The following is a 15,885-nucleotide window of genomic DNA, read 5'->3' as shown; positions in this document are numbered from 1 at the left end:
TACCGGGTCTACGGTTTGGTAGGCCGGGTAAGGCGCAGCCGCCACCCGGCGAAAGGAGCTCAAGGTGACTCATTTACCCCCTCCCGAATACAGCCGCAACATGCGGCTGATTGGCCATAGCGATCAGGGCGGTCGCCCGGACGGCGTGCAGCTGATGGTGCACCGCGGTTTCGCCTGGATCGGCCATATGGTGTCGCAGGGCTTTTCGATAGTGGACGTGCGCGACCCGAAAAACCCGAAACCCGCGGGCTATGTTCCCGCGCCGCCCGGCACCTGGAACGTGCACCTCCAGGCGCATGACGATCTCCTGCTGGTCATCAACGCCCGGGATCTGTTTGCCGATGCCCGCTTTGCCGACGAGAAGGTCTACTACACCCGGCAGGTGGGCGAGACCGTCCGCGACGTGCAGGACAAAGGCTGGAGCGCCGGGCTTCGCGTGTTTGATATCTCCACGCCGGACAGACCGCGCGAAATCGGCTTTCTGTCGCTGAGCGGCATCGGTATTCACCGCATCTGGTACGTCGGCGGCCGCTGGGCGTACGTGTCGGCGCTGATCGACGGCTTTACCGACTACATCTTTCTGACGATTGACCTGGCCGACCCGCGTAAGCCTGAGGTGGCAGGGCGCTGGTGGCTGCCGGGCATGAACCAGGCCGAAGGCGAACAGCCGAACTGGCCGGAAGGGAAACGCTACGCGCTCCACCATGCGATTATTGCCGGCGATACGGCGTACGGCAGCTGGCGCGACGGCGGCCTGACGCTGCTGGACGTGAAGGATCGTACCCAGCCGAAGCTCATTAGCCACCGCAACTGGAGTCCGCCGTTTGGCGGCGGCACGCACACCGCGCTGCCGCTGCCGGACCGCGATCTGCTGGTGGTGCTGGACGAAGCGGTACTCGATAACCAGGAAGACGGCGAGAAGCTGATCTGGCTGTTTGATATCCGCGAGCCGTCGAACCCGGTCAGTATCTCTACCTTCCCGCAGCCGGATGAAATCGACTACGTGGCGAAAGGGGCGCATTTCGGCCCCCACAACCTGCACGAGAACCGGCCGGGGAGCTTTGTCAGTTCAACGCTGATTTTTGCCACCTGGCAGAATGCGGGCGTGCGCGCGTATGACATCTCCAATCCGTATCGGCCCGTGGAAACCGGTGCGCTGGTGCCTGCGGCACCGGAGAAAATGATGGATACCCGCCCGAATCGCCCGCAGGTGATCCAGTCGTGTGACGTGTTTGTGGATGCGCAGGGAATTATCTACAGCACGGACTATAACGGCGGGCTGTCGGTGATTGAGTATTTAGGGTGAGTTTTTGCCGGGCGGCGGCTTTGCCTTACCCGGCCTACATTTTGCACCCGTAGGCCCGGTAAGCGCAGCGCCACCGGGCAAACGTTCTCAGCTGTACTGCCGCACCCGCGCCACCAGATCTTCCGCGCTGTCGATACGGTCGGCAATCACGATCAGCGCCTTGCCGAGCGTTATCGCGTGGCGCAGGCACTCGTGGCGCATCGCCTCGTCCTGAATGGTGTCGATATCCGCGACGTGGGAAAGCCCGACGCTGCGGCGAATGAGTTCGGTGCCGCAGAAGCCGATGGCGTCATGCCAGACCTTTTTCAGGAACGCGGAGGCATAGTCCGGCGCGCTGAGCGCCGCGTCGCGCGTTTTCTCCTGCGCCAGCGCCTGGAATCGTTCCGCGAAGGTGTTCCACAGCTCCTGAATATCGGTCAGGCGCTGCTCGCGCGCGGCGGCGGCATCGCGAATGCCCAGGTGCCCCGGCAGGCCGCAGAAGTTGAGCAGCAGGTTGCCGATGGCGGTGCCGACATCAAAGCCGATCGGCCCGAAATAGCCGAACTCGGCATCGATGGCCTTCAGGCTGCCGTCGGCCACAAAAATCGAGCCGCTGTGAATGTCTCCGTGCAGCAGGGCTTCAGCCTGAGAAAAGAAGCGGTGCTTGAGGGCGGCCACGGCCATTTTCAGCTGGGCGTCGTCGCGTAGCGCGGCGACGTCATTTTCCAGCTCGGCCGGGTAGCTGTTGCGTTCGTGGATCTGGTACGGATCGTTGAAGAACAGATCTTCGGTGATCTCGCACATCTCCGGGTTGATGAATTTCGCCACCTGCGCTTTCTTCTCGTGCGGGTGCAGGTAGAAATCGCTGGTGTGGAACAGCGCGTGCGCGAGGTATTCACCCAGCTGACGCGCCGCCTGCGGGTAATAATTATTTTTGATCAGCTCGCCGCGCCAGATGCGATGGCTGGAGAGATCTTCCATCATCATTACCGCCAGTTCCGGGTCAAAGTGGTGGATTTTCACGGTGTGCTGCGGGCTGTGCCGGTAATGCTCGACCAGGGTTTGCGCCTCCAGACGGGCGCGGTCCAGCGTCAGCGGCCAGGACTCGCCGACGCAGCGCACGTAGGGCAGCGCCTGCTTGACGATGATGCGGCTCACGCCCGCGCTGTCGAAAATTTTAAACACCAGATTGAGGTTGCCGTCGCCTACCTCCTGCGCCTCCACCAGCGATGAAGGATCGTCAAGGCCGCCAAATTGCCTGGCATATTCCACGGCGTCCTGAGCGGTAAAGGTACGGTATTGCGACATGGCCTGCTCCTCACGGGTTTGCTAATAAAGACATGTAGACGTCTATACATCTGGATTTCATCCTGACACAATGTGCTACAACAACGCAACAGGGAATTAACGACATGCAGACATTACAGACGACCAGCCTGCGGGTAGCGGATAATCAGCTCTTTATTCTCGACCAGCAGGCCCTTCCGCAGGAGAAACGCTGGCTGGATGCCTCAACGGTAGAGGCGCTGGTGGGGCATATTCACGCCCTGCGGGTGCGCGGCGCGCCGCTGATTGGTCTCTCTGCAAGCCTGCTGCTGGCGCTGCTGGCCGAAAACGGCAAAAGCCGTGACGAGCTGGCGGTTGCGCTGGAAACCCTGCGCGCCTCCCGGCCGACGGCGGTGAACCTGATGAACAACCTCGACCGCATGAAGCGGGCGCTGTGGCAGGAAGATTTTGTTCCGGCGCTGGTGGCCGAAGCGCTGCGCCTGATTGACGAAGACAAACGACTTTGCGATGCGATTGCCAGCGCGGGCAGCGCGCTGGTGAAGCCCGGCAGCCGTCTGCTGACCCACTGCAACACCGGCGGGCTGGCAACGGCGGGCGTCGGCACCGCGCTGGGGGTGATTGCTCGCGCGCACCAGGAAGGCAACGTCAGCAACGTCTGGGTGGATGAAACCCGTCCGCTGCTGCAGGGAGGCAGGCTGACCGCATGGGAACTTGGCGAACTGGGCGTGCCGTATCAGCTGATTACCGACTCCATGGCCGCCAGCCTGATGGCGAAAGGGCAGGTGGACGCCGTGTGGGTGGGCGCAGACCGCATTGCGGCCAACGGTGACGTGGCGAACAAAATCGGCACCTACTCTCTGGCGGTGCTGGCAAAATTCCACGGCATTCCGTTCTACGTGGCCGCCCCGCAAACGACCCTCGACCCGGACTGCCCGAACGGCGACGCGATCCCGATTGAGCAGCGCGCCGCCAGCGAGGTGACGGGCGTCGCCGGAAGCTTTGGCGCGGTGCAGTGGGCACCTGAAAACGCGAAGGTCTACAACCCGGCGTTTGACGTGACCCCAGCCTCGCTGATTAGCGGCTGGGTGCTGGATACGGGCGTGGTTACGCCGGAAGAGGTTGCGGAAAGGAAATTTGCCTGAGTCCGGCTATCCTTTAAGGGGCTCCCTTAAGAGGACAACATCGTGACGCTCGACCCTGAAACAGACTTAAAACTGGAGCGCGTGGTGGACGCACCGCGCGACCTCCTGTGGCTCTGCTGGACCACGCCCGAACACATCAAACACTTCTTCATCCCTGCACCGCATAAGGTGCTCGACTGCGATCTCGATCTGCGCGTGGGCGGGCGGTTCAACACCGTGTTTGAGGTGGACGGTCAGCGGATGGATAACCGGGGCGTGTTTCTTGAAATCGACCCGGGGAAAAAGCTGGTCTTTACCGACGGCTATACCGAAGGCTGGAAACCGGCCGAGAAGCCGTTTATGACGGCGATCCTGCTGCTGGAAGAGGTGGGCGAGGGCAAAACCCGCTATACGGCGATAGCGCGCCACCCCACGAAGGAAATTCGTGAGCAGCATGAGCAGATGGGCTTCCACGAAGGGTGGGGGATTGTGCTGGATCAGCTGGTGGCGTATGTGAAAGGGCTTAACGCTTAGTGCGCGCTGGTGCCCTCACCCCGACCCTCTCCCACAGGGAGAGGGAGAAAAGATCAGGCCAGGCGTGGATACGCATCCGCAATTGCGTCACCGGTAAACTGGGCAACCCAGCCTTCCGGATTGTCGAAAATACGAATGGCGGTAAAGTTCGGCTCTGAGCCCATATCAAACCAGTGCGGCGTGCCCGCGGGCACGGAGATCAGGTCATTTTTCTCGCACAAGACCTGATATACCTCATCGCCGATGTGCAGGCAGAACAAGCCCGCGCCTTCCACGAAAAAGCGTACTTCGTCTTCGCCGTGGGTGTGTTCGTTCAGGAACTTCGCGCGCAGCGCGTCTTTCTGCGGATTGTCGGCGCGCAGGCTGATCACGTCCCAGCTCTGGTAACCCTTCTCTGCCACCAGTTTGTCGATCGCATGTTGATACGCCTCGATCACGGCTTCAGGCGCGGGATCGTGTCCTAAATCGCGATCCGCCGCCCAGCGTTCAAACCGCACGCCTTTCGCGTTGAGCTGTTGGGCAATCTCGGCGGCGTCGGTGCTGTGCCACTGGTGTTGACTGGCGTCTTTGTCGGAATAAATGGTCAATGCGCTCATGAAGGGATCTGCTCCGGGTTAATCTCGTCAAACTGGTGGACCTGATGGTGGTGGCTTGCGCCGTCATCATCACCGCGAATCAGCTGCAGGGTACGAAAACCTGCTTGTTCAGCCGCGTCCAGCTCCTGATGAATATCGGAGAGGAAGAGGATCTGCGACGGGGCGATGCCCGTTTGTGCCGCAATGTTCTGATAAGACTGCACCTCGCGCTTGGCGCCGATGTGGGTGTCGAAATAGCCGCTGAACAGATGAGTAATATCACCTTCGTCGCTGTAGCCAAATAACAGTTTCTGCGCGGCGACGGAGCCAGAGGAATAAACATAGAGATCAATCCCTTGCGCTTTCCATTTTTCCAGCGCCGGGAGCACGTCCGGGTAGAGATGGCCGGTAAAGTCGCCGTTAACGTAGCCGTCGTGCCAGATGATCCCCTGCAGCGCTTTAAGCGCCGTGGATTTACGGTCTTCATCCATAAAGGCAAACAGGGCGTCGATAAGTTCGCTGACGCTGGCGTGTGGGTTAGCGATTTCATCACGCAGGTTGTCCAGAATGGATTTGACCGGCTCGGCGTACTGCTGCGCGGTCACGAAGGCCGCCAGTCGCTCACGCGCGTAGGGGAACAAAACATCATGGACAAAACGAATATCGCTGGTGGTCCCTTCAATATCCGTCACAATCGCGCGAATCATACTCTCTCCAGTTGTCGTAAACGCATTTCGCATTCAAATAAGAACTCTAATCCTTCCAGATGACGCCGGGCTTCGGCCACGTCGCGTCCCCAGCAGGTTAAGCCATGACCGCGCAGAAGAAAACCATAATTAAGCGGCCGTTCCTGGGCGTAATGAGCGATGCGTGAGGCGAGGGCGTCGATATCCTGGTCGTTATCAAAGACCGGGATAGCCACCGTATCCAGATGCGTGGTTTGTCCGGTGAGGGATTTTTGCATCTCAAAGCCGCTGATGGTGAGCTCGGCCTCTTTGACCAGACGCGATAGCACCGTGGCGTTAACCGTGTGAACGTGCAGCACGGCGTTGGCTTCCGGGAACAGGCGATAAATCAGCGTGTGCAGACCGGTCTCCGCCGACGGTTTACGACCGGACGGCGCGCGGTTGGTGGCGATCTCCACCTGCAGAAAGTCATCGGTTGTGAGGCTACCTTTGTCTTTGCCGGATTCGCTGAGCCAGCAGAGATGTTCGTCCTGACGCACCGACATGTTACCGCCGGTAGCGGGCGCCCAGCCTTTGGCACCGATCCAGCGGCAGGCGTCGACCAGATGCGTGAGTTGCAGGTTGTCTGTCATTTTCCTTTTACCCTCTCGGCCAGGAATATTCATATGGTTTAGACGTCTAAGCGTCTTGATTGCCAAAGACTAACATCGTGTTATAGTGGCAGCAACATAAGTATTACAAGCAGGCACAACACAATGAGCATTAACGCCTTGATTCCGCAAAGTAAACTTCCCAACCTCGGTACCACCATCTTTACGCAGATGAGCGCCCTGGCGCAGCAGCACAACGCCATTAACCTCTCGCAGGGGTTCCCGGATTTCGACGGCCCGGCTTATCTGCAGGCGCGTCTGGCGTATCACGTGGCGCAGGGGGCGAATCAGTATGCGCCGATGACGGGCGTGCAGGCGCTGCGGGAAGCGATTGCCGACAAAACGGCGGAGCTGTATGGCCATAAGCCCGATGCGAACAGTGATATCACGGTGACGGCAGGGGCGACCGAAGCGCTGTACGCGGCCATCACCGCACTGGTGCGCGCGGGGGATGAAGTTATTTGCTTTGACCCGAGCTACGATAGCTATGCGCCTGCGGTTGAACTCTCCGGCGGCGTGGTGAAACGCGTGGCGCTCCAGCCGCCGCATTTCCGCCCTGACTGGCAGGCGTTTGCTGCGCTGCTGAGTGACAAAACCCGTCTGGTGATCCTGAATACGCCGCATAACCCGTCGGCGACGGTGTGGCAAAAAGCCGATTTTGCCGCGCTGTGGCAGGCTATCGCCGAACGGGAAATTTACGTCCTGAGCGATGAAGTCTACGAGCACATCTGCTTTGCTGAGGAAGGGCATGCCAGCGTGCTGGCCCATCCGCAGCTTCGCGAGCGTGCTATCGCCGTCTCTTCGTTTGGTAAGACCTACCATATGACCGGCTGGAAGGTAGGGTACTGCGTGGCCCCGGCGGCCATCAGCGCTGAGCTGCGCAAAGTGCATCAGTACCTGACGTTTGCCGTGAACACGCCGGCTCAGCTGGCGCTGGCGGATATGCTGCGCGCGGAACCCACGCATTACCGCGAGCTGCCGCACTTCTATCGTGAACGTCGGGATCTGTTTGTGGCGGCGCTGAGCCAAAGCCGCCTGGAAATTTTGCCGTCTGAAGGAACCTATTTCCTGCTCGCCGACTACAGCGCGATTTCCGATCTGGACGACGTCAGCTTTTGCCAGTGGCTGACGAAAGAGGTCGGCGTGGCCGCCATTCCATTGTCGGTGTTCTGCGCCGATCCCTTCCCGCACAAGCTGATCCGCCTGTGCTTTGCGAAGCAGGAATCGACGCTGCTGGCGGCGGCGGAGCGTTTGAACACGCTCTGATTATTTCACCGTCCACGCTTCTGAGTAACGGCGGTCTGCAAACAGCTCCAGCAGACCGTTGATTTGCTTGAGGCGCAGCACCTCATCGCTGTCCATGCCCAGCTCTTTGCCTATTCGCTCATCATTCCAGCCGAGCTGTGCCAGTTCGCGCACGATATCTGACATGGCGTTGATCTGATGCCGACCCCGCGCCCGATTGTGGCGAATCGTGGCGGCCATACGGTCATGTTTATCCTTCCGGTGCTGGCGCAGGCAGGTGACGGGGAGATATCCCCTGAGCTGACGCTTCAACGCCGCCCGATTTTTGCCGATTTCGTGGCGATGAAAGCCATCCACAATTTCGTAGTGATGGGCTTCACTTTCCGTCACAACAATAGGTTGGGTGAATCCATCGAGTTCGAGCGACTTGCTGAGCAGCCGTTTTTCCGGAGGGGCAACGTTATTGGGGTTGTAGTCGTTAGCGATAATCGCGTCCTGTTTGATCCAGAGAACGCAGTCTATCGGTTGCTCGCGAAAAGGGCTGTTTTTATGGATCGCTTCGCGAAAGGCATTGATGGCGTTAATCCTATCCTCCTCGCAAAGTGACTGAAGGTACGTTTCGATATCGGTAATTATTCTTTGTCGCATAAAATGCCCCACTCCTTGCGCTTCGCCTTCACTCGTTCGCTGTAGCGCTGATAATGTTTAGGTTTATTCGGGCTGAACGACAGCGCCCTGCACCAGTAGTCATTATTAAGTAAAACCTTACAAATACGGCGCCATGAGGGGATGTCTTTGGCGCCGATATCGCCGTCCTGCGTCTCGGGGATATCCGGCATGCCTCTCTTCTGATACCAGTGCAGATAGATCGCGATTTTATTGCGGTAATGCTCAGCCGTGTTTTGCGGCATGCTGTTCAGCAGGAGCATGGCGTAGTCGCGCCAGCCGAGGTGATCGGGTTTGAGGATTTTCCGGTGGCCATAAAAGTGGTTGTCCTGCCCGGCGTAGAAGCCGCCGCTGCGCACGCCGCTGACGCGCTCGCACATGGCGGCCCAGCGCTCGGGCTCGAGAACGTGATAGAGCCAGAGTCCCTGGCGCTGTTCCGGGCCGAAGGGCTCGCAGATGCGCATATAGCGCGGCGGGACGCCCGCCTGAAACATGAGGTTGTAGAGCGGGTTATAGCTGCTTCCGGATTTTGCAAACCATGTCCAGATGTCTGCGGTTTTCCAGTCGTAAAGAGGATAGACGTACCACGCGTGCCCGCCGGGCGCGGTGGTTGTCCAGGGCTTATCGTCCGCGAAGCGATGCTTGCGGTTGTTGGCGATGGTCAAAAATCGGTTATAGGATTCATCGGCGCGAATGCCCACCAGCATGGCTGCCGGACGGTGCAGTGCAAACCAGTCGGAAAACGAGCGGACAAAGGCTTCAAAGGTCATTCCCGTCTGGTAAAAATCAAAATAATCCGCAGCGGTGATGGCGCCTTCCGGCGGCTGGCGCACCCAGCGCACGTCCGGCGCCCAGCATTGCCATTCAGGCTGATACTGTGAAAGGGAATTTTGCGTGGTCAGCGGAAGCGCCACCCAGTAAAAGTGCTCGATGACGTCCCGGTAGCCTTCGCGCAGCGCATTAACGTGCTCAATGGTGCAGGAGAACTGTGCTTCCCAGTCAATAAAAAGCACGCTGATTTTTCGTTTTTGCGCCCGGGCCATTTGCGCGGTGAGATGCAGCATGACGGTGGAGTCTTTGCCGCCGGAGAAGGAGACGCAGATGCGGGAAAAGGTGGCGAACGTCCAGCCGATGCGCTCCTGCGCGGCCTCCAGCACGTTAAGCTGCAGGGGATATTTATACAGTGACATGTTCAATCTCTTCCTGAGTATGACTGTCGGGGGCTTTTATTTACGCTGATTAACCATGAATAGTAAAGATATTAAGGAGAAACCGGAGTAATAAGATCTTCCATTATCGAATTTGTTGCCAAAATGTAATTAAAAAGCCCTCAGGAAATATCGAAAATTATTCTGCTTCGATTTTTTCAATGAATTTCGAAAACACGCTGCTGTTTAGCGCTGAGCGATTGTAAAGCATATAAACATCTAATTGCGGAGTTTCAAAAGGCAAGGAAATGCTCTTCAGGTTGAGATGGTCTTTATATCGTTCAAACAATATTGTTGGTACAAAGCCTATTAAATCACTCACGCCAATAATATTCATAATCGAAAGCAGTGAGTCACTGCGGAAACAGACATTGCGTTCCGGAAGGAGAATGTTTGACTGCAGCTGGAACTCTTTTATGCCATTCTCCTGACTGCGCATCAGCGTGAATTTTTCCTGGCTGAGTTCCTCGAGCGTTGCGCTATCGCCGAGGCGGGGGTGATCTTTGCTGCACGCCACCTGTATTGAAAACTTCATAAAGCGGGTACAGACGATAGAGCGACTGTTAACCGGAGCAAAGCTAAACACCAGATCGGCCTTGCGGTAGGCGAGCAAATCCTCGGCTGACTCAGGGGATAAGACCACATCATTATGTTCTATGTCGTAATTCCCTTCGGCAAGCAGAGAGCTTAGCAGGCCGCCGAAGCGCCCATGGGCCACAATCTGCGGGCAGTAGATGACAAAGCTCTTTTTGATCTGCGCGTTATTCAGGATATTAATGGTTTGCTCAATGCTATTAAGGTTTTCTTCCAGATGGTGATGCAAATTGATCCCCACCGTCGTCGGGGTAATGCCTTTACCCGAACGAATAAAAAGCGGGTCATTCAGTTGCGCGCGCAGGCGTTGCAGGGACTGGCTCACTGCTGAGGGCGTGATATAGAGTGTTTCCGCTGCCTTGCTAATGCTAAGGTGCTGATAAATGCACTCAAAAATGACTAACAGATTAAGATCGAATTTTTTAAGGTCGTAAAGATTTGCCATAGATCATCCTGAGTGTGTTGTTGTCATCACATTACTGATAACTATAGTTCGAAGTTAATCATTTACAATCCTTGTGATTAACCTACTTAATTTGTTTTAAATACGAGCTTAATATATCACGAGGCTGGATTATTGAAATAGAACTTCAGCCGTTATTAAGATATTTTTATCTTTAAAACTTGCGGCGTTGTTCTCAAATAACCATTATTGGTTATACATTCGCTGTGACTCATTATTGTCACTTTCGTTCTGGCCACCAGGTAGACCACTTATTGCAACTCATTCTCATTATTAAGCCTCTCGTTGAGTCAGGCAGACGCGGAGGCTATTCGGTAAAACCTATCACAGCCATAGGGCGGAATGCCGGCGTGACGGATTGCCCAAACTGAAAACCGGTGCTGTAATCAAACCGCTGTTACGGCCTGAAATAAGGTATGTAGAGCGCAACGCAACGCCAGCCCAGGCTGGCACTGAAAGTTCCTGTGGAAAGTTCAGGTATCAGGGCCGCCCACCAGGGCGGCCTTTTTACGTTCAGGCTTTCCGTTAGTTCCGTTCACAAGGTTGTCTTGTTGGCGTTGTAAGGTTTGGCTGATTGATTTGATAAAGCATACGCATTAGCCCCGATGGATAAAGTTGGTTACCTTACATCTCAACGAAAACACGGAGGAAGTACAGATGTCTTTGATTAACACTAAAATTAAACCTTTCAAAAACCAGGCGTTCAAAAACGGTGAGTTCATCGAAGTAACCGAGAAAGATACCGAAGGTCGCTGGAGCGTCTTCTTCTTCTATCCGGCTGACTTCACCTTCGTTTGCCCGACCGAACTGGGCGACGTGGCTGACCATTACGACGAACTGCAGAAGCTGGGCGTAGACGTTTACTCTGTGTCTACCGATACCCACTTCACCCACAAAGCATGGCACAGCAGCTCTGAAACCATCGCCAAAATCAAATACGCGATGATCGGTGACCCGACTGGCGCCCTGACCCGTAACTTCGACAACATGCGTGAAGATGAAGGCCTGGCTGACCGTGCGACCTTCGTTGTTGACCCGCAGGGCATTATCCAGGCTATCGAAGTTACCGCTGAAGGTATCGGCCGTGATGCGTCTGACCTGCTGCGTAAAGTAAAAGCAGCGCAGTATGTCGCTTCTCACCCAGGCGAAGTGTGCCCGGCTAAATGGAAAGAAGGCGAAGCAACGCTGGCGCCATCTTTAGACCTGGTCGGCAAGATCTAAGTCTGTAAAGCCTGGCGGCGCTGCGCTTGCACAGGCCTACAGTATCGTAGGCCGGGTAAACGACGTGCCACCCGGCAATCAATGGGCGCACCCGCGCCCATTTCATTCCAGCACCATGATGCAAGTTGCATTCAGGCCGCCCGTATAAGGCAGCTTGCATGATGACGTTTTAAGAGAGGGAAGAACCATGCTCGACACCACGATGAAAACCCAGCTCAAGGCCTACCTTGAGAAACTGACCAAACCCGTTGAGCTGATTGCCACGCTGGACGACAGCGCGAAATCGGCAGAGATCAAGGAACTGCTGGCAGAGATCGCTGAACTGTCACCAAAAGTGACCTTCAAAGAGGATAACTCGCTTAACGTCCGTAAGCCGTCTTTCCTGATCACTAACCCAGGCTCTGAGCTGGGGCCGCGTTTTGCCGGCTCGCCGCTGGGGCACGAGTTTACCTCGCTGGTGCTGGCGCTGCTGTGGACCGGCGGTCATCCGTCGAAAGAGGCGCAGGCGCTGCTGGAGCAGATCCGCGATATCGACGGTGATTTTGAGTTTGAAACCTATTACTCGCTCTCCTGCCACAACTGTCCTGACGTGGTGCAGGCGCTGAACCTGATGTCGGTCCTCAACCCGCGCATCAAACACACGGCAATTGATGGCGGTACCTTCCAGAATGAAATCACCGATCGCAACGTGATGGGCGTTCCGGCGGTGTATCTGAACGGTCAGGAATTCGGCCAGGGCCGTATGACGCTGACGGAAATCGTCGCCAAAGTGGATACCGGTGCAGAAAAACGTGCCGCAGAAGCGCTGAACAAACGTGATGCTTACGACGTGCTGATTGTCGGTTCCGGCCCTGCGGGGGCGGCGGCGGCAGTATACTCCGCACGTAAAGGTATCCGTACCGGCCTGATGGGTGAACGTTTTGGTGGCCAGGTACTGGATACCGTGGACATTGAAAACTATATCTCCGTGCCGAAAACCGAAGGCCAGAAGCTGGCCGGCGCGCTGAAGGCGCACGTCAGCGACTATGACGTAGACGTGATCGACAGCCAGAGCGCCAGCAGGCTGGTACCTGCTGCGGTTGAGGGGGGGTTACACCAGATTGAAACCGCCTCCGGCGCGGTGCTGAAAGCGCGCAGCATCATCATTGCCACCGGTGCGAAATGGCGCAACATGAACGTGCCGGGCGAAGATCAGTATCGCACCAAAGGCGTGACCTATTGCCCGCACTGCGACGGCCCGCTGTTTAAAGGTAAGCGCGTGGCGGTGATCGGCGGCGGAAACTCCGGCGTGGAAGCGGCGATCGACCTGGCGGGGATTGTTGAACACGTAACCCTGCTGGAGTTCGCGCCAGACATGAAGGCCGACCAGGTTCTGCAGGATAAAGTGCGCAGCCTGAAAAACGTCGACATCATACTGAACGCGCAGACCACGGAAGTGAAGGGCGACGGCAGCAAGGTCACCGGTCTGGAATACCGCGACCGCGTGAGCGGCGACGTGCACAGCGTGCAGCTTTCAGGGATCTTCGTGCAGATTGGTCTGCTGCCAAACACCACCTGGCTGGAAGGGGCGATTGAGCGCAACCGCATGGGCGAAATCATCATCGATACCAAGTGTGAAACCAGCGTGAAGGGCGTGTTTGCGGCCGGCGACTGCACCACCGTGCCGTACAAACAGATTATTATCGCCACGGGCGAAGGGGCGAAGGCGTCTCTGAGCGCGTTTGACTACCTGATCCGCACCAAAACCGCATAAGAAAAGAAAGTAAGGCTACACCTGCAATAGCGAGAGGCCACCGAAAGGTGGCCTCTTTTTTTTATCTGACGACCATCACCGGTATATGGGTGTGGCGGATGACGCTGGAGGCGTTAGAGCCCAGCAGATGCGTGGTAATGGACGGGTTACGCGAACCGATAACCACCACGTCTGCCTTCAGTTCGGTCGCCAGCTCATTGACCGCATCGCGTACGCTGCCGAATCTGACGTGCGTTTTGATCCGTGAAGGGTCGATGCTGAAGTGGCTGACCATGGTTTGCAGGCGATTTTCCGCCTCGTGCTGCAAATGTTCCTCGAAGCGACGCACATCGGCGGCAAAGCGGTGCAGGCTCAGGCTGGCGGAGCCTGGCAGCACGTGTAGCAGATGGATGACACCGTCCTGCTGCGCCAGAAACTCCGCGTGGCGTACGGCCTTGTCGCTCAGCTCCATTTCAAAAACATCAACCGGCATAATGATTCTCTGATACATACCCGTTTCTCCTTGTTTATAAACGCTGTACTCATTCAACCACAAAATAGTCATGGTTTCTGTAAGCGCTCCGTCAGTTTTCTTATCTTGCCAGGATAAATCTCAAAAGACCCGTATTCACAGGCAGACCTTCAGGGGTAGCTACCCTTATACACTTACCCGGAACCTTTCGGAGGTCGCATGAAAGCACTTACGTATCACGGTCCACACCATGTTCGCGTCGAGAATGTCCCCGACCCCATCATCGAACAGCCCGACGATATTATTCTGCGCGTCACGGCCACGGCTATCTGCGGCTCCGATTTGCATCTCTACCGCGGAAAGATACCGAAGGTGCAGCACGGCGATATTTTTGGCCATGAGTTTATGGGGGAAATCGTCGAGTGCGGCGCAGAGGTGAAGAATTTGCAAAAGGGCGATCGCGTGGTGATCCCCTTTGTTATCGCCTGCGGGGACTGTTTCTTCTGTCGCCTCCAGCAGTATGCGGCCTGTGAGAATACCAACGCCGGGCAGGGTGCCGCACTGAACAAAAAGCAAATTCCCGCGCCTGCGGCGCTGTTTGGCTATAGCCACCTCTACGGCGGCGTGCCGGGCGGGCAGGCGGAATACGTTCGCGTGCCGAAGGGTAACGTCGGGCCGTTTAAAGTCCCGCAGCTTCTTTCTGATGATAAAGCGCTGTTCCTGTCCGACATTTTACCCACGGCCTGGCAGGCGGCAAAAAATGCGCAGATTGAAAAAGGCTCAAGCGTAGCCGTTTTTGGCGCCGGGCCGGTGGGGCTACTGACCATTGCCTGTGCGCGGCTGCTGGGGGCTGAGCAGATTTTTGTTATCGATCACCATCCGTACCGGTTGCGATTTGCCGAGGCGCGCTATGGCGCTATCCCCATCAACTTCGATGATGACAACGACGCGGCGGAAAAAATCATCGAACAGACCGCGGGCCAGCGCGGCGTTGACGCCGTGATTGATGCGGTCGGGTTTGAAGCGAAAGGCAGCACCACGGAAACGATCCTCAGCAATCTTAAAATCGAAGGCAGCAGCGGCAAAGCGTTGCGTCAGTGCATTGCTGCCGTGCGTCGCGGCGGGGTGGTCAGCGTACCCGGCGTATACGCAGGGTTTATCCATGGCTTCCTGTTTGGCGATGCCTTTGATAAGGGGCTGACGTTTAAGATGGGCCAGACGCACGTCCATGCCTGGCTGGGTGAACTGTTACCGCTGATCGAAAAAGGGCTGCTTACGCCGGAAGAGATCGTAACCCATTATCTCCCCCTTGCGGATGCGGAACGCGCCTATAAGATTTTCGAAAAACGGGAGGAGGAGTGCCGGAAGGTGATTCTGGTACCGGGCGCAGAGACCCCCGAAGCCGCAGAGCAGACCGTTAAAGGGCTGGTGAATGCCTTCCCGGGCGGGGTTGCCTGAGAATGTTCGCTTACCAGTGGCGTTCAAGATAGAGCACGGCCGTGACGATAATCGCCACAAAAATCAGAAAGATAAGTGTGATAACGCCTATCTCACTCATGACCGTCCCCGCGGCACCAAAACAGGTTAAGCGTGGATTAGGGCCATTTTGCGCGGTATAGGAAAATTGGGTGAATTTGCGGAAAGAGGATGCGGCTGCATCCTCTGTGCAAAGCGGGTAGGCGCTTATTCAGAAGAGATTAACGCAGGTAATCGCCCGCGGCTTCTGGCTGGTAGAGCAGCTCCAGCACTTCCAGATGGGTCGAGGCGCCACCCGGTAATTCCCAGTGGATCGTATCCCCCGTACGCAGTCCCAGCAGTGCGGCACCCACAGGGGCCAGAACAGAAAGCTGTGTGCTGCTGTCGGTCATCTGAGCCGGGTATACCAGCGTACGGGTCAACTCTTCACCGGTGGTCAGGTTGCGAAATTTCACCTGGCTGTTCATGGTGACCACGTCATGCGGTATCGTCTCAGGCGTGCACATCTGTGCCCGGTCGAGCTCCTCATTCAGGGCGTCGGCCACGGGGAGCGAGGCAAATTCCACTTTTTCCAGCAGCCTGTCGATACGTTCTGCGTCGAGCTCATTGATGATAATGGTAGGTCTGGACATTTTTTACTCCATGTCGTTAATGCTGCGTCTAACGCAGA

General features: G+C 56.7%; 17 protein-coding genes. 7 read left to right on the top strand and 10 right to left on the bottom strand.

Annotated elements, in window-relative coordinates; genetic code table 11:
• Nucleotides 1–64 precede the first annotated feature (64 nt).
• Nucleotides 65–1,306 carry an LVIVD repeat-containing protein gene (locus tag ACHH0Z_RS05650; protein ID WP_186436493.1) on the top strand — a complete coding sequence of 414 codons (1,242 nt, stop codon included), beginning with the start codon at nucleotides 65–67 and terminating at the stop codon, nucleotides 1,304–1,306.
• Nucleotides 1,307–1,393: 87 nt separating this feature from the next.
• Here ACHH0Z_RS05650 and mtnK read toward each other — a convergent pair whose 3' ends face one another.
• Nucleotides 1,394–2,593, bottom strand: coding sequence for an S-methyl-5-thioribose kinase (gene mtnK, locus ACHH0Z_RS05645; protein WP_045407825.1), 1,200 nt, complete (start codon nucleotides 2,591–2,593; stop codon nucleotides 1,394–1,396).
• Nucleotides 2,594–2,697: 104 nt separating this feature from the next.
• On the opposite strand from mtnK, the gene mtnA reads away from it, so the two are divergent.
• Nucleotides 2,698–3,714, top strand: a complete 1,017-nt coding sequence (gene mtnA / locus ACHH0Z_RS05640; protein WP_045407823.1) for an S-methyl-5-thioribose-1-phosphate isomerase — start codon at nucleotides 2,698–2,700, stop codon at nucleotides 3,712–3,714.
• Nucleotides 3,715–3,756: 42 nt separating this feature from the next.
• Complete coding sequence (locus tag ACHH0Z_RS05635) at nucleotides 3,757–4,227, top strand: SRPBCC family protein (protein WP_023326890.1); 471 nt, start codon at nucleotides 3,757–3,759, stop codon at nucleotides 4,225–4,227.
• A gap of 53 nt (nucleotides 4,228–4,280) precedes the next feature.
• Here ACHH0Z_RS05635 and ACHH0Z_RS05630 read toward each other — a convergent pair whose 3' ends face one another.
• Genes ACHH0Z_RS05630 through ACHH0Z_RS05620 form a run of 3 tightly spaced genes read right to left on the bottom strand, consistent with a single transcriptional unit; the run spans nucleotide 4,281 to nucleotide 6,120 of the window.
• Nucleotides 4,281–4,823 (bottom strand): acireductone dioxygenase, encoded by a 543-nt coding sequence (locus tag ACHH0Z_RS05630; RefSeq protein ID WP_023293046.1) that lies wholly within the window; start codon nucleotides 4,821–4,823, stop codon nucleotides 4,281–4,283.
• On the bottom strand, nucleotides 4,820–5,509 hold the full coding sequence (gene mtnC, locus ACHH0Z_RS05625) for an acireductone synthase (RefSeq protein WP_008501009.1): 690 nt from the start codon (nucleotides 5,507–5,509) through the stop codon (nucleotides 4,820–4,822). Before mtnC ends, ACHH0Z_RS05630 begins: the two co-directional genes overlap by 4 nt.
• Complete coding sequence (locus ACHH0Z_RS05620) at nucleotides 5,506–6,120, bottom strand: methylthioribulose 1-phosphate dehydratase (RefSeq protein WP_008501010.1); 615 nt, start codon at nucleotides 6,118–6,120, stop codon at nucleotides 5,506–5,508. The genes mtnC and ACHH0Z_RS05620 overlap by 4 nt, the downstream gene beginning before the upstream one ends.
• A gap of 123 nt (nucleotides 6,121–6,243) precedes the next feature.
• Between ACHH0Z_RS05620 and ACHH0Z_RS05615 the strand changes: the two genes are divergently transcribed.
• Nucleotides 6,244–7,404, top strand: coding sequence for a pyridoxal phosphate-dependent aminotransferase (locus ACHH0Z_RS05615; protein ID WP_045407820.1), 1,161 nt, complete (start codon nucleotides 6,244–6,246; stop codon nucleotides 7,402–7,404).
• On the opposite strand, the gene ACHH0Z_RS05610 is transcribed toward ACHH0Z_RS05615, so the two are convergent.
• From ACHH0Z_RS05610 to ACHH0Z_RS05600, 3 genes are all read right to left on the bottom strand, one after another.
• Nucleotides 7,405–8,031, bottom strand: coding sequence for a ParB/RepB/Spo0J family partition protein (locus ACHH0Z_RS05610; RefSeq protein ID WP_045407817.1), 627 nt, complete (start codon nucleotides 8,029–8,031; stop codon nucleotides 7,405–7,407). It abuts the gene before it with no gap.
• Nucleotides 8,016–9,239 (bottom strand): phosphoadenosine phosphosulfate reductase, encoded by a 1,224-nt coding sequence (locus ACHH0Z_RS05605; RefSeq protein ID WP_021242593.1) that lies wholly within the window; start codon nucleotides 9,237–9,239, stop codon nucleotides 8,016–8,018. The genes ACHH0Z_RS05610 and ACHH0Z_RS05605 overlap by 16 nt, the downstream gene beginning before the upstream one ends.
• Before the next feature lie 157 nt (nucleotides 9,240–9,396).
• Nucleotides 9,397–10,296: a LysR family transcriptional regulator gene (locus tag ACHH0Z_RS05600; protein ID WP_032663966.1), complete on the bottom strand. Its 900-nt coding sequence runs from the start codon at nucleotides 10,294–10,296 to the stop codon at nucleotides 9,397–9,399.
• Between the two features lie 675 nt (nucleotides 10,297–10,971).
• Here ACHH0Z_RS05600 and ahpC point away from each other — a divergent pair.
• The gene (ahpC, locus tag ACHH0Z_RS05595) at nucleotides 10,972–11,535 is read left to right on the top strand and encodes an alkyl hydroperoxide reductase subunit C (protein ID WP_008501015.1); all 564 of its coding nucleotides are present in this window, start codon (nucleotides 10,972–10,974) and stop codon (nucleotides 11,533–11,535) included.
• Nucleotides 11,536–11,722: 187 nt separating this feature from the next.
• Nucleotides 11,723–13,288, top strand: coding sequence for an alkyl hydroperoxide reductase subunit F (ahpF, locus tag ACHH0Z_RS05590; RefSeq protein ID WP_045407814.1), 1,566 nt, complete (start codon nucleotides 11,723–11,725; stop codon nucleotides 13,286–13,288).
• Nucleotides 13,289–13,349: 61 nt separating this feature from the next.
• Here ahpF and uspG read toward each other — a convergent pair whose 3' ends face one another.
• The gene (gene uspG, locus ACHH0Z_RS05585; RefSeq protein ID WP_008501017.1) at nucleotides 13,350–13,778 is read right to left on the bottom strand and encodes a universal stress protein UspG; all 429 of its coding nucleotides are present in this window, start codon (nucleotides 13,776–13,778) and stop codon (nucleotides 13,350–13,352) included.
• A gap of 180 nt (nucleotides 13,779–13,958) precedes the next feature.
• Between uspG and ACHH0Z_RS05580 the strand changes: the two genes are divergently transcribed.
• The gene (locus ACHH0Z_RS05580) at nucleotides 13,959–15,197 is read left to right on the top strand and encodes a zinc-dependent alcohol dehydrogenase (RefSeq protein WP_008501018.1); all 1,239 of its coding nucleotides are present in this window, start codon (nucleotides 13,959–13,961) and stop codon (nucleotides 15,195–15,197) included.
• A 10-nt stretch (nucleotides 15,198–15,207) separates the two neighbouring features.
• Here ACHH0Z_RS05580 and yldA read toward each other — a convergent pair whose 3' ends face one another.
• The gene (gene yldA, locus ACHH0Z_RS05575) at nucleotides 15,208–15,297 is read right to left on the bottom strand and encodes a small membrane protein YldA (RefSeq protein WP_008501020.1); all 90 of its coding nucleotides are present in this window, start codon (nucleotides 15,295–15,297) and stop codon (nucleotides 15,208–15,210) included.
• Between the two features lie 139 nt (nucleotides 15,298–15,436).
• Nucleotides 15,437–15,847, bottom strand: coding sequence for a nucleoside diphosphate kinase regulator (rnk, locus tag ACHH0Z_RS05570; RefSeq protein ID WP_045407811.1), 411 nt, complete (start codon nucleotides 15,845–15,847; stop codon nucleotides 15,437–15,439).
• Nucleotides 15,848–15,885 lie beyond the last annotated feature (38 nt).

Origin of the sequence: Enterobacter cloacae complex sp. 2024EL-00227 (genome assembly GCF_043945315.1) — a bacterium.
In the GTDB taxonomy this organism is placed as follows: domain Bacteria; phylum Pseudomonadota; class Gammaproteobacteria; order Enterobacterales; family Enterobacteriaceae; genus Enterobacter; species Enterobacter roggenkampii.
This window is presented reverse-complemented; position numbering and strand designations above follow the sequence as displayed.